Origin of the sequence: Thermoleptolyngbya sp. C42_A2020_037 (genome assembly GCF_015272455.1) — a bacterium.
Lineage (GTDB): Bacteria > Cyanobacteriota > Cyanobacteriia > Elainellales > Elainellaceae > Thermoleptolyngbya.
Genome location: NZ_JACYLP010000035.1, coordinates 113368 through 126908, shown reverse-complemented (window position 1 = coordinate 126908; position 13541 = coordinate 113368). Strand labels below are relative to the sequence as shown.

Annotated in this window: 13 protein-coding genes; 7 read left to right on the top strand and 6 right to left on the bottom strand. The window is 56.5% G+C overall.

The window, feature by feature from the left end; genetic code table 11:
* The first annotated feature begins 46 nt into the window (after positions 1-46).
* The gene (locus tag IGS16_RS11835) at positions 47-1651 is read left to right on the top strand and encodes a transglutaminase domain-containing protein (RefSeq protein WP_367185786.1); all 1605 of its coding nucleotides are present in this window, start codon (positions 47-49) and stop codon (positions 1649-1651) included.
* A gap of 6 nt (positions 1652-1657) precedes the next feature.
* Here the strand turns inward: IGS16_RS11835 and mrdA are convergent, their stop codons facing one another.
* Entirely contained in the window at positions 1658-3448 is a 1791-nt protein-coding gene (mrdA, locus tag IGS16_RS11830) for a penicillin-binding protein 2 (RefSeq protein ID WP_297085660.1), read from the bottom strand.
* Between the two features lie 459 nt (positions 3449-3907).
* Between mrdA and IGS16_RS11825 the strand changes: the two genes are divergently transcribed.
* Positions 3908-4759 (top strand): inositol monophosphatase family protein, encoded by an 852-nt coding sequence (locus tag IGS16_RS11825; RefSeq protein ID WP_297085658.1) that lies wholly within the window; start codon positions 3908-3910, stop codon positions 4757-4759.
* Between the two features lie 267 nt (positions 4760-5026).
* Positions 5027-5710 carry a Crp/Fnr family transcriptional regulator gene (locus IGS16_RS11820; protein ID WP_297085656.1) on the top strand — a complete coding sequence of 228 codons (684 nt, stop codon included), beginning with the start codon at positions 5027-5029 and terminating at the stop codon, positions 5708-5710.
* A gap of 77 nt (positions 5711-5787) precedes the next feature.
* On the opposite strand, the gene IGS16_RS11815 is transcribed toward IGS16_RS11820, so the two are convergent.
* Positions 5788-6420: a hypothetical protein gene (locus IGS16_RS11815; protein WP_297085655.1), complete on the bottom strand. Its 633-nt coding sequence runs from the start codon at positions 6418-6420 to the stop codon at positions 5788-5790.
* A gap of 80 nt (positions 6421-6500) precedes the next feature.
* Between IGS16_RS11815 and IGS16_RS22340 the strand changes: the two genes are divergently transcribed.
* From IGS16_RS22340 to IGS16_RS11805, 3 genes are all read left to right on the top strand, one after another.
* Positions 6501-6884, top strand: a complete 384-nt coding sequence (locus tag IGS16_RS22340) for a hypothetical protein (RefSeq protein ID WP_367185780.1) — start codon at positions 6501-6503, stop codon at positions 6882-6884.
* Between the two features lie 217 nt (positions 6885-7101).
* On the top strand, positions 7102-8703 hold the full coding sequence (locus IGS16_RS11810) for an AAA family ATPase (protein WP_297085653.1): 1602 nt from the start codon (positions 7102-7104) through the stop codon (positions 8701-8703).
* Positions 8704-8866: 163 nt separating this feature from the next.
* Positions 8867-9220 carry a DUF1257 domain-containing protein gene (locus tag IGS16_RS11805; RefSeq protein ID WP_172353897.1) on the top strand — a complete coding sequence of 118 codons (354 nt, stop codon included), beginning with the start codon at positions 8867-8869 and terminating at the stop codon, positions 9218-9220.
* A gap of 209 nt (positions 9221-9429) precedes the next feature.
* Here IGS16_RS11805 and IGS16_RS11800 read toward each other — a convergent pair whose 3' ends face one another.
* A complete protein-coding gene (locus tag IGS16_RS11800) occupies positions 9430-9831 on the bottom strand; it encodes a VOC family protein (RefSeq protein WP_297085651.1) in 402 nt (133 codons plus the stop codon).
* A 230-nt stretch (positions 9832-10061) separates the two neighbouring features.
* On the opposite strand from IGS16_RS11800, the gene IGS16_RS11795 reads away from it, so the two are divergent.
* The gene (locus tag IGS16_RS11795) at positions 10062-10373 is read left to right on the top strand and encodes a hypothetical protein (protein WP_297085649.1); all 312 of its coding nucleotides are present in this window, start codon (positions 10062-10064) and stop codon (positions 10371-10373) included.
* A gap of 39 nt (positions 10374-10412) precedes the next feature.
* Here IGS16_RS11795 and ruvC read toward each other — a convergent pair whose 3' ends face one another.
* From ruvC to IGS16_RS11780, 3 genes are all read right to left on the bottom strand, one after another.
* Entirely contained in the window at positions 10413-10901 is a 489-nt protein-coding gene (gene ruvC / locus IGS16_RS11790) for a crossover junction endodeoxyribonuclease RuvC (RefSeq protein ID WP_297085647.1), read from the bottom strand.
* Between the two features lie 88 nt (positions 10902-10989).
* Positions 10990-12084, bottom strand: coding sequence for a magnesium chelatase ATPase subunit I (bchI, locus tag IGS16_RS11785; protein ID WP_297085646.1), 1095 nt, complete (start codon positions 12082-12084; stop codon positions 10990-10992).
* 135 nt (positions 12085-12219) lie between these two features.
* Positions 12220-13347, bottom strand: coding sequence for a calcium/sodium antiporter (locus IGS16_RS11780; RefSeq protein ID WP_297085644.1), 1128 nt, complete (start codon positions 13345-13347; stop codon positions 12220-12222).
* Positions 13348-13541: the final 194 nt, after the last annotated feature.

The window sequence follows — 13541 nt, the reverse complement described above, 5'->3', positions numbered from 1 at the left end:
CAACGCAACGACGCTGCACCGCACGGTGCGTCCCGTGGGGGTGTATATGATGCGGGGGCTGGCGCTGCATGAGGGCAGGCTGCTGACGCTGGACGCAGTGCGGGGGTATCTGGTGGCGATCGCCCCCGACAGCGACAGCACGACGATTCTCAACTCCAAACATACTGAGCAATTTCTGGATGGCAGCGGACTGGCGATCGCCGGAGACACGCTCTGGTTCACGCGGGAAAATAGGGTCTATCGCTGCCCCCTCACTGATCTGTCCGGCGATACGCTCACTCCAGACGAGTTTGCAACGCTGCCCTACCCGGCAGATGGCGTGGCGGTCTACGGCAGTGCAGTTTACATCACCTGCCAAAAAGCGGGTGCAATTTTGATCTACGACGCGGAAACTCAGCGCGAGATTACTCGCTTCGCCGCGCCCGGTGTGGGGATTGAAAATCTCACCTTTCGGGGGGAAGAACTGTGGCTGTGCGATCGCCTAGAGCGCACGGTCTACTCTATGGATCGGGCAACGGGCGAATTGCGATTCAGCCTGCTGACCCCCTTCGATAGCCCCAGCGGGCTGGCGTTTTATCCCGATCCCACAACGGGCGATGAGGTGCTGTACGTCGTCTATTCCTTTGAGGAAGCCTACATTCGAGACGACCCCAATAATCCGGAACTGCCCTACGAGCTAACCTTCCGCGATCGCACCTTTCTCCACCCGCTCTATTTCCGCTACGACCCGCAGCAGCACTACACGCTCTCCAACGGGTTTCTGGTGGAAATGATCTACGCCGAGGAGATTTCCCCGCTGGATGCGGTGCAGCTAAACGGTCTAGAGTGGCGGATTGCTCTGCCTGCGGAAACGGCCCGCCAAAAGCTGCGACAGGTGGAGCCGATTGGCATCCCGTTTACCGAAGAACTGCAAGACGGACAGCGGGTTGCGGTGTTCAAGTTTGACCAACTCCGGCCCCACGAAAGCCACATCTTTGGCTGGAAGGCGCTGCTGGAAGTACGCGGCATCAAGTATCAGTTCACCTATGACGACGTGGAGAAAATCCCGCCGCTGTCGTTGGAGTTTCAGTCGCGCTATCTGGTCGATGACGACGATCTGGCGATGGAAACGCCTGTCATCCGCGCCGCCGCCCGCGAGTCCATTGGCACAGAAACCAATCTGCTCCGCAAAATTCTGAAAATTCGCAACTACGTCTATGATCGCCTGTCCTACAGCATCAAGCCCCATATCGACACGCCCGATGTGGCGCTGGAGCGGGGCACAGGCTCCTGCGGCGAATATGTCGGCATTTTGCTGGCGCTGGCTCGGTTGAATGGCATCGCCTGCCGCACCGTTGGCCGCTACAAGTGTCCGCCCTATGCCGATCGCCAGCGGTATCCGCTAGAGCCAGAGTTTAACCACGTCTGGATCGAGTTCTACATTCCGGGCTTTGGCTGGCTGCCAATGGAGTCAAATGTGGACGATGTGGTGGATGGCGGCCCCTACCCCACCCGCTTTTTCATGGGCCTGCCCTGGTTCCATGCCGAAATGGCTAAGGGTATTTCGTTTGAAACCATCAAAACGCCAACCAGCGATGTGGATGTGTCAATTGGGGATCTAGCCATTAACCACGTCCGGTTCACCATTTTGGAGGAGCTACCGCCGCTTTAGGTGGCATCACTGCTTCCCAAAATACGTCTTAAATACCTCATGAGCCACAGGCAGCGCCGCCACGCCGCCATAGCCTCCGTTTTCAATGACGACGGCGATCGCAATCTGCGGATCGCTCACCGGGCCGTAGCCCACGTACATGGCGTTGGGCTTGCGGCCGGGGCCCACTTCCGAGGTGCCCGTTTTACCTGCCGTCAGGGGGATGGAGCCATCGGCCAGGCGGCGAGCTGTACCCTTTTGCACTGTGGCCAGCAGTCCTTCCTGAATGGCTTTGATGGTTTCAGGCTTGAGGCCCGCTGACACGGGCTGCACGTCGGGTCGGTTGGTCTGCGAGGCGAGGAGATGGGGCTGGACGCGCTTGCCGCCGTTGGCGATCGCCGCCGTCATCACCGCCAGTTCCAGCGGGGTCGCCTGCACCAGCCCTTGCCCGATTGACATGCTAATCGTGTCGCCCAGATACCAGGGTTCGTTGTATAGCGCTTCTTTCTCATCGGGCGTGGGCATCATGCCAATGCTGGCCCCCTCCAGCCCCAGGTGTGGCGTTTCGATGCCAATGCCTAGCGCCTTGCCCCAGCGGGCGATCGCCTCTGGCCCCACCGACATGCCCACCCGAAAGAAAAAGGTATTGCTGCTATAGGCCAGGGCATCGCGGAAGCCGATCGCCCCAAACCCGCGACGGCTACTTTCCCAAAACTGATGCCCGCCCACGCTGAGAAATGCCGACGTACCCACTCGCGCTTGGGGTGAAAACTTACCCGTCTCCATGCCGGCTGCCGCTGTCACAATCTTAAACGTGCTGCCCGGTGGATAACCCTGGAGCGCCCGGTTGAGAAACGGCTGGTCGCCCTTTTGAAGTTGCTGCCATTCCGCTTCGGTAACGCTGCGGGTAAACATATTGGGGTCAAACGTGGGCGAACTGGCCAGCGCCAATATCTCACCCGTTTTCACATTCAGCACGACTGCTGCACCGCGTCGCCCGCCCAACGCCTTTTCTGCCGTTCGTTGCAATGCCAGATCCAGCGTCAGTTGAACGGGTTCACCGCCGATTGGCGGCTGTTCGCCCAGCAAGCGAGATTCCTGACCGCGTGCGTCCACTTCTACCAGTCGCCCGCCCCACTTGCCCTCCAGTTGTTTGTTCGCTAGGCGCTCAATGCCCATCTTGCCGACGATCATGCCGCTGGGATAATCGGGATTGCGGGCCATGTCCTCTTCAGTTGCTTCGCCGATGTAGCCCAACACATGGGATGCCAGCGACCCGTTGGGATACCGGCGGCTTGACCCGGTGAGAATTTCCACCCCTGGCCAGCGGGGCAACTGTTCGGCCACGGCCACAAACATAGTTGGTGAAAGCTGGTTGCCAACGCGCACGGGCAGAAGAGAGGTATAGCCCGCCTTTTCCAGGCGACCCAGAATTTCCTTTGGGCTAACCCCAATGGTCGGCGACAGGTGAACGGCAATTTCCTGCCATTCTCTGGGCGAGTGCTGCCGGGGCCAGAGGTAGACGTAGCGGGAAATCTGGCTGGTGGCCAGGAGCTTGCCGTGGCGATCGCTCACGGTTCCCCGGTCGGCCACTAGGGGAATGCGGCGTACCCGATTTTGCTCTGCTAGTTCCCGATTGCGGGCCCCTTCAAAGATTTGCAGTTCAGACAGGCGATAGACAAACGCCCCCATCACGCCCGTAATCAGCAGCATCAGCACGACAGCGCGATAGACCAGCGGATTTTGCCCACTCGTAGGGTGAACGAGGGACGTGCGGGCAGGAGATTGGCGATAGAAGGTGTAGGTCTTGCCAGCCATAAAGCAGCTTGTCTACAGCGGGGTTCACGAAACAGGGCCGCATTCCCACCTTACCGAACTCTTTCCGCCTGAGGAAAGGGGGTAAGGATGAACTGTTCATCAGGTCATAGCGGGCTTAATCAATTTCTGAAATAACCGCTAAATCAGCAATCTTGAATCTTTCTCGTTTCTACAGGACTTTTACAGGGCCCTCCGTGCAATTTTAAAGAAATTGCCGCATTACTGGCAGATTGACCCATTCAGGCTATTTCTAAATCATTTCTGAATTATTTCTTGAAATGTTTGGATGAACAGTTGCATCGGCAACAACGGCCAGCGTTCCTGGGGCAATTCGTCGCTCTGTCCTTAAGAATTTTTCTATCCATGTCATAGTGTTGCTCTGGGTTGCGCGGCACTTGAGCGCGTAGGATGCAGTCTATGATGAGGACGGCACGCAGCGCAGGAGCGAGCAGGAAACCCATGCAGAAGCTTTCGGACGATCAGCTTGCGGCAATTAATCGGCTGGTGGTGGACTGTGGCAGGCGATCGCTCGATCTGGCAGCAGGATCGTTCAAGGTCTACGAAAAAGGGCTGGACGACTACGTGACCGACGTGGATCGGGCGCTGGATGCTCAGCTTGCAGGGGGGCTGACGGCGTTGTTTCCTGCCGATGGCGTAATTTCTGAGGAAAACGCCGCCTCGCGTCGGCAATTCTCGCAGCACGCTGGCCGCCTGTGGCTGGTCGATCCGCTGGATGGCACAGAAGACTTTATCCACGGCAAGCCGCATTATTCCGTCATGGTGGGAGCGCTGGAGCAGGGGCGGCCGACAGCGGGCTGGGTCTATGCGCCTGTGTTTGATCAACTGTATTTTGGGGGCGAGGAACTGGGGCTATTTGGGCAGGCGGGCGCAGGGGATGCGGTTCCACTCGTGCCGACCCAGCCAGACCTGACGGGCGATCGCTTCTCAGTTCTAATCGGCACTAAAGATGCCCGTCGATACGGTGAGTCCATTCTGCGCCATATCCCCCAGGCTCAGTTTGGCTTTATCGGCAGCTTTGGGCTAAAGGTGTTGGAGGTGATTCAGGGTCGCGCCGCACTTTATATTTACCTCAACCGCCGAGTCAAACTCTGGGATACGGTCGGGCCGCTGGCATTGGCCCGGGCAGCCGGGCTGGTGTGTTGCGATCTGGACGGCAAGCCCATCAGGTTTGATGCAGCCGCCCTCGACCCCGACACGCTGACCCACCAGCAGCCGATTCTAGTGGGCTGGCCGCCTTTCCTCGATTTGCTGCTGCCACTGCTGCGACAGGCGATCGCCGACGTGGACTGAGTGCCATAACAGCGCCATAACAACGCCATGATACGCTAGACTTAACCATCTGGCTCTACTAATGACGTTCACCTGCACTTTCGCAAGGCTTCCAGACTCCGCAGGCGGTTGCTAAATTTGCTGATCGCCTGGGTATTCTAACCTTGGCAAGTGGCTCCCCGCGCTTGACTACTATGCGTCTCGCCAGACTGTTTCTCTTCGCGCCAATGACTTTCGCGCAAAACAGCCCCTGGAGGGACCTTCGACTTCTTATCCAGGGCGTTCTTCATGCAAACCACCGCCTTTAGTGAATTGTTCCCTCTCTTCAGTTCCGCCAGTCCAGAAACCCTGGAGTGGCTGTTGTCGATCGCGGTTGAGCATGAGTATCCTGCTGGCCGTGCTGTGCTGATGGAAGATGCCTGGGGAAATGCAGTCTATTTTGTCGAGTCGGGTTGGGTAAAAGTGCGCCGTCACTCTGGCGAAGAAGTGGTCACGCTGGCGATTTTAGGGCGCGGCGATTTCTTTGGGGAGATGGCGATTTTGGACGAGTCTCCCCGCTCGACGGATGTGGTGGCGCTGTCGCCTGTAAAGCTACTCAGCATTTCCGCCCAGCGTTTTATCCAGACGCTGTTCAAAGATTCGCAACTGCACCACAAGATGCTGCAACTGATGGTGCGGCGGTTGCGGCAGACCAATTTTCGCTTCCAGATCCAGCACCGTGCTCCGGCGATCAAGCTAGCCAATACGCTGGTGCTGCTGGGTGAAAACTACGGGAAATCAACGCCCCACGGCACGGAGATTTTCAACGTGCCGATCAAAGACTTAGCAGATGTTACAGACATCAATCCAGACGATGCAGCCAAGATCATGGAAAAACTGGACAGCAAAGGCTGGATCAAGATTGACGCGGCTAGGCAGACCATGCGCCTGCTGAATATGCGCCAACTGGCTCACTTGGCTGGCAAGATTTAGTGGCGTAGCGATGCTCCGGAGTTAAGCCTCAAGCTCGTCTGCCTTGCGCCGCAGCAATTTCAGACTGCAACTTCAGGCTATTTCTGGGCTGGGGATTGGGGGCTAGGTCTGCTCTTCGGAGTCACGTAGTACTGCTTGGCCACATAGTCAAAGAATTCATAGTATTGCGAGAACTGGTCGCTGGGCGATCGCCCCTGCCAAAAATACACTACGCCCTCTTCCGTTAGCGTCAGCGTCATCAGGCTGACGGTGCTGCCGATTTCTACGCGCAACTGTCCGCGCAATCCCTGGCGCGTCGTAAAGTTGGGCGCAGCTAGCACGCTCCGCCGCACCTGCTCAGACGAATCCCCCGGCGTAGACGAGATATGGCTCGCCCAGCCGAGAATTTCCACATCCGGGCTGTAGGGGTTGCGAAATCGCCGCCCATCCTGGCTGTCTGGCAGGGGCGCAGGTATCCAGTTGTCGGGATAGGGAAACTCAAACCCGTAGTTGGGATTCTGATAGACCTTCCAGGTTCGCCGTTCGCTAACCGCTGGTTGGGAACAACTGCTGACCAGTCCGACGCTCAAACTGAGCAACAGGCTGGCTGCCATTCGACGCGAAGACGACCCAACCCTGGTTGCAGAAGGCTGAGGGCGATCGCCCCATCCCCAGTTGATGAATCGAGATGTAACGCCATTTGTAAACCTGTGTAACAATACTGCCGTCATAGCGGTCTTCCGTCTTGACAGCACTTGAACCAAGCCTCTATTCTTAAACGACATACCCGGGTATCAATCGCGAAATCAATATGCAAGACAAGAGTAAACTCACCCTGTATGTTCCACGAGAGCTTCACCGCAAGCTGAAAATCAAAGCGGCGGTAGATGACGAAGCGATGTCAAGCATTGTGGAACGTGCGATTGTCTTCTACTTGACTCATCCGCACGTCGTAGATGAAGTAGAAGCGTCTCTCGGATCTGTCTCTCATGGGCAGACTCATCGAGTATACAACTGTCCTGGGTGTGAGAGTTCCTATGTGATCCGCGAGGGTGAGCTAGTTTCTTTGGCGAGTCACGCTGGAGTCGTGCAGGATGATGGCGAGTTGGTCGATCGCGTTTCTATGGCTCCGTCTCCTGAGCCTGTTGCAGAGGGGTTTGATCGACCGGGTGAAGAGAGTTTGGTTCCTTGCTAGCTTGCTTGCTTGCTAGTTGGGTTGTATTGTCTGACGGGTTCGTAGTCAGTTGAGAATGGGCTTCGAGAGCAGTTTCTGGAAGCTTATGGGTTCGCATCCACTGGAGTCGGGCATCTATCGGGTTATCAGGTTACGTAAGGGTTGTTGAACTGTGGTTCGGCGATCGCATCACGATCGGTTTGCGGGTGTCCTCCACTGTCCATAGCAGGTTGACGACATGAGAGAAGAGCTAAACGTTTTAGTTCAAGCACAGTATCCTCTAATCTATCTCATGACCTCTGAGGAAGAGCGGGCAGAGCAGACCATCGCGGCGATCGCCCAGATGAAGCCCATGCGACGAGTCTTTATCTGGACAGTTACCCACGGCATTGTGGAGTTTGGCCAGCCGCGCAACATCACCCAGCACAATACCGTTTCTCCCGAAGCCGCAATCGAGTGGGTCATTCGTCAGCGAGAGCCAGGGATCTTTGTGTTCAAGGATCTGCACCCCTTCATTGACTCGCCTGCGGTAACCCGGTGGCTGAGAGATGCGATCGCCAGCTTCAAGGATACTCAGAAAACCATTCTGCTGATGTCCCCTGTTCAAAACATTCCGATTGAACTGGAGAAGGAGGTCGCTGTTTTGGACTTCCCGCTCCCCGACATGGCAGAGCTAAACCAAGTCTTGACGCACCAGTTGGATCAGTCCCGCCCTGCTCGACGCATCACCACTGAAACCCGCGAGAAGCTGCTGAAGGCCGCTCTGGGACTTACACGCGATGAAGCGGAGAAAGTCTATCGTAAGGCCCAAGTCGCCGCTGGCAAGCTGACCGAGTCTGAGGTGGAAGTCGTCCTCTCAGAGAAGAAGCAGCTCATCCGTCGCAACGGCATTCTGGAATATCTCGAAGAAGACAGCACCATCGACTCGGTGGGCGGTCTAGAAGAACTCAAGTCTTGGTTGCGCCAGCGCTCTAACGCCTTTACAGAGCGGGCGCGGGAGTATGGACTGCCCCAGCCCAAGGGGATGCTGATTTTGGGCGTACCTGGTTGCGGTAAGTCGCTGATTGCCAAGACCACTTCTCGCTTGTGGGGACTGCCGCTGCTGCGTCTGGACATGGGCCGCGTTTATGACGGGTCTATGGTGGGGCGATCGGAGGCCAACCTGCGGAGTGCGCTTAAGACTGCTGAATCCATCTCCCCTGCGATCTTGTTTATCGATGAGTTAGATAAGTCCTTCGCGGGCAGCGCGGGTTCTGCTGACTCCGACGGCGGCACCTCTAGCCGTATTTTTGGAACCTTCTTGACCTGGATGCAGGAAAAGACCTCGCCAGTGTTTGTGATGGCAACGGCCAACCGAGTCGATCGGCTGCCGGGTGAGTTCCTTCGCAAGGGTCGCTTTGACGAAATCTTTTTCGTCGATTTGCCCACGGCTGAAGAGCGCAAAGATATCTTCCGCATCCACCTCTCCAAGCGGCGAAACGACATCTCCCGGTTTGACCTGGAGCAGTTGGCCAAGATTTCTGAAACCGAAGCAAGCGTCTCGATTACCGACCCCAACACGGGCGCGAGCCGTTCGGTCAACGTTGTGTGTGGATTCTCTGGTGCAGAGATTGAGCAGGCGGTCGTGGCTGCGATGTACGAAGCCTTTGCTCAAGATCGAGAGTTCACTCAACTGGACATTATTGCTGCCGTCAAATCGACGCTTCCGCTGTCGAAGACGATGGCTGAGCAGGTGGTCGCCCTACGGGAATGGGCGAGGCAGCGCGCGCGACCTGCCGCCACTTCCATCGCTGAAGAGCGAAGCCGCGAAGAGGAGTATAAGCGGCTGGAGTGGAGCTAAACGGGCTTTCTCTCCTGCTCCCAACAGGAGGAAAGGCTAGCACATCGCTAGCAGTCTAATCGCTATAGCCGCTTCTGTTTGCCCTCCAAAGGCTGAGCCGGGCGGTACCTACCTACCAAAAAACGTTGTCTCTCTCAGTTTTCCCTACAGGAGGAAATCCGAAATGTCTCACTTTAGCACTCTGCGTACCAAAATCACCGATGCCGAAATCCTGAAGGCTTCTCTGCGGGATCTGGGCATCACGGTCAAGACCGAAGCTGATGTGCGCGGCTACAACGGTCAGCGCGTCCGCTCTGACATCGTTGCCGTTCTGGAAGGCGAGTATGATCTGGGCTGGTCTCGCAATGCCGATGGTTCCTTCGACCTGATCGCTGACCTCTGGGGCGTTGCCAAGAAGCACAACCAGACCGAGCTGATCAACTCCATCAACCAGAAGTATGCCGTCAACAAGACGCTGGCAGAAGTGAAGCGCCCCGGTCTGCAAAACGCCAACGTGAAGCTGGTGGTGCAAAAGTAGTTTCTTCGAGCGTTCCCAATTGACGGGTTAACCTGGAACGGGTTAGCCCGTTTTTTTGTCTTTGCGCTTTTTTGTTCACGCTGGGCGTATAGGGATTGCCCACGGGGGTCTATGCACAGTGGTCTATGCACAGTGGTCTATGCACAGTGGTCTATGCTTCGTATAGCTCTAGCATCAGTCCGTCTGGGTCTTGAAAAGAGGTGAACGGTCTATGCTTCGTATAGCTCTAGCGGCAGTCCGTCTGGGTCCTGAAAGAAGGTGAACCGCTTTTGGGTTAGCTCATCCACTCGGATTGGCTCGACGGAAATGCCTTGAGACCCCAGGTAGACAACGGAACGGTCGAGATCGGGGGTCGCAAAGGCCAGATGGCGCAGTCCGCAGGCCTCCGGGCGCGAGGGGCGAGGCGGCGGTGCCGGAAAGGAAAATAGCTCAATGCGATAGGCAGAAATTCCAGACTTAGCGGGGAGCGCCAAATCCAGCTTGTAGGACTGCCTTGCCGCACGGTAGGTTTCTTGCAAAATCTGGAAGCCCAGAATCTCGGTGTAGAAGCGTTTCGAGCGCTCGTAATCGGAGCAGATCAGGGCGATGTGGTGAAAGCCGGAAAGTTGCATCGGGAGTTATACGTTATACAGGGAGTTGGCTGTGTTAAGGAGCTATATCCAAATTTTCAGGGATGCTGTAGTGTATTTTGAAGCATGAATCTTGAGAGCAAAGTTTTGAACCGAATTTTGAGTGTTTTTGAGTCTTGCTGACGTTTTTTTTGCTCAAGTTGTTTAGCTCAAGTGTTTAGCTCACGTTGTTTAGCTCACGTTGTTTAGCTCAAGCTGATTTCAGGATAGCTATGACAGAACGTATTCCCCGCTCCGTACATTACACCACGCTGAATCTGTTGAAGGTTTTGGCGGCAAAGGGTGATCCGGATGCGATCGCCGCTCTCCAGCGTTCCGACGAAGCCGACATTGAAATTGTAGATGACGACAGTGAAGGGGAAATCCTGATCCAGGTGCAGGACGAAAGTTCGACATACCTGATTACTGAGCATGGGGTCAGCAGGCTAGATAGCACAGGCGACCTGCTGGAGACCTGGGGGATTAAGCCGGAGGATTTGAACCATCTTCAGGATGAAGATCCGAATATGTCGGATGAAGCGTAGCACCTGCTTAGGTTTAGAGCGATCGCTTAGAGGATGAACTCACCGCTGGAACCAGGCAGCAAGGGCGATCGCCAGCGCGTCGGCCGCGTCGTCTGGCTTGGGGATGGCTGCCAGCGATAGCTCACGAGCCACCGCTTCCTGAACCGCGAGCTTGTCAGCATTGCCATAGCCCGTGAGCGCTTGTTTGACTTGGGCGGGCGTGAATTCCACCACAGGCAGCTTGTGCTGTGCCAACACCAGCGCAATTACGCCCCGCGCCTGGGCAACGGCGATCGTATTGCCCATGCGATAGAAAAACAACTTTTCCAGGGCGATCAGGTCGGGTTTGACCGTATTCAGTAGGTCGTGCAGGTCGTCGAAGATGGTGCAGAGGCGATCGCCCATATCGGTTCCCGCTGGGGTACGAATCACACCAAAATCCAGCACCTCCACTCGATCGGCAGATCGGAGGCCGAAACCCGACTCGCAGCGCAGCGCCCCAAAGCCGAGAGTCGCCAGGCCAGGGTCTAGCCCAAGGATGTGGGTCATGCGGGATGTGGGGAGCGTGTCGATTTTTGATTTTAGATTTGCGATTTTGGATTGTCAGTCCAACGTTCTCGATTCTCTGTAAGTTGCGCTAGCGGGCAACGGCCGCGCCGTTCTGGAGGGCTTCTTCCGATAGCCCAAAGACCTGGCTAAAGACTTTATCAACTTTGTAACCTGAATCAATCGACTCCAGTGGATCTTTTCGCAGGCGGTGGCGCAGACAGAGGCCGATGACGCGGCGAATGTCTTGTTCGGTGACTTCGGTGCGACCTTCCAAAGCGGCGATCGCCTTCGAGGCGCGGTTGGTCACGATGTCGCCCCGCAACCCGTCTACATCTAGCTCAGCGCACACCTGAGAGATTTTTACCTTCAGCTCTCGGTCAATGGTCACCGACGACAGCCGCGCCTGGGCATCGACGATTTGCTTTTGCAGCGCGTCTTGCTGGGCTTGATGCTTTGCCAAAAACGCCTTCGGATTTTGGTCAAACTCGGAGCGCTGCTCAACAATATCCACCCGCAGCGAGGGATCTTTAACCGTGCGGATTTCTGCGTGCATTCCAAAGCGGTCGAGCAGTTGGGGCCGCAACTCGCCCTCTTCTGGGTTGCCCGACCCCACCAGCACAAACCGCGCCGGATGACGAATCGAAATGCCCTCGCGCTCTACCGTGTTCCAACCGGAAGCTGCCGAGTCCAGCAGCACGTCCACCAGGTGGTCGTCCAGCAGGTTTACCTCGTCTACGTATAAAATGCCGCGATTCGCCTTGGCCAACAGCCCCGGCTCAAAGGCTTTCACGCCTTCCGACAGTGCCTTTTCGATGTCGATGGTGCCGCAAACGCGATCCTCCGTTGCCCCCAGCGGCAAATCGACCATAATCACTTTGCGATAGGATACGGGCAAGGTTTCACCCGCGCTGAGCCGCCGCCGCACGTCGTCGCTCATCAGGTCGGGGTCGGTGGGGGAACTGCCAAAGGGGTCATCGGCAACGACCTCAATTTCGGGCAGCAGGTCGGCCAGGGCCCGAATGGTGGTGGTTTTGCCCGTGCCGCGATCGCCCATGATCATCACGCCGCCAATTTTGGGGTCGATCACGTTTAGCAGCAGGGCCAGCTTCATTTCTTCTTGCCCCACGATCGCCGTGAAGGGAAACACTGCCCGTTGGGGCATGGCTTGTGTTGCAGAAGTCATTTCAGAAAAACTCACAGAACCCCCTAACGGGTATTAACAGCAGTATTCTCCATTCTCTCACAGGCGGGGAAGGTAGACCCCAGAAGCGCTGCACGTTTTGCTGGAGGGCTGAGCAAGGTGGAACGAACCGATTGACTATCGGGTCGGTGGCTCTTCGGCGGAGGAGATCTGCCGCTTGCGGCGGCGAGAGCGGCGGAGTTCGCGCAGGGTTACGATGGCAATCGTTAGCACCGTGAGCGGTAGCACGAACATGAACATGACCTGGCTAAATAGGGGCAAGATATCGTGCTGGGTTGAGTCGAGAATCAGGTACAGCGTGTAGGCGATGTAGTAGCCGATGAACACAAATCCTTCCCAGCGGGTGATCAGGTTGCCCGTGAAAAAGATGGGTAGACAGGCGATCGCCACGGCCAGCATAACCAGCCCATCAAAGCGCAGTACCGCATCAGACACGGCCAGACCCGCTGGGGAAACGGCGGCCGAAAGCCCCAGCACGGCAAGAATATTGAAAATATTGCTGCCGACTACGTTGCCCACAGCAATGTCGCGTTCGCCCTTGAAGCTGGCGACGACGGAGGTGGCCAGTTCGGGCAAAGACGTTCCCGCAGCCACAATCGTCAGGCCAATGACCAACTCGCTGACCCCAATCGAGCGGGCAATAATAACCGAGCTATCCACCAGCCAGCGAGAACCCAAGACTAGCAGCACCAGCCCACCCACAATGTAGACCAGGTTAATCAACCAGACTAGGGCGATGGGGCGATCGCCTCTGTCTCTCACGGCATACTGCTCGTATTCCTGCTGCACATCCAGGCTCTGCTCTTTGCGGCTCTGGTAGATCAGAAACAGCGTGTAGGCGATCGCCCCAGCAAACAGCACCATGCCATCCGAGCGCCCAATTCGCCCATCTAGCCCAAACAGCAGCATCAGAAACGACACGCCAATCATGATCGGCACATCCAGCCGAATCAACTGCTGAGCGACCACCAGCGGAGCCACTACTGCCGACAGACCCAAGATCAGCAGCACGTTGAAAATATTGCTGCCGACCACGTTGCCCACTGCAATATCAGCCTGTCCTGCGTAGCTCGATAGGATACTGACCGCCATCTCTGGGGCGCTAGTCCCGTAGGCAACAATGGTTAGCCCGATAATGAGTGGCGAAATTCCGGCGATCGCCGCCAGCTTGGATGCGCCGCGAACCAGGATCTCCGCTCCAATCACCAGCAGGACGAGGCCTGCTACCAGCATTGCAATGACCATTCGTTTTCGTTAAGCCGGGAAAATTTTCAGAAACCTTTATTTTATCTCGGTATCACTTTGTCCGTCACACGGGCAATCTGAAAGAAGACGGACTCAGGCAAGCAATACAACCCCGAAAAACTCAGGCATTGACCCTGCATTGCGGGGCAGCTTTCGCCTGACCGAGCTTCGACATTCACCTTTCTCAACCCTAC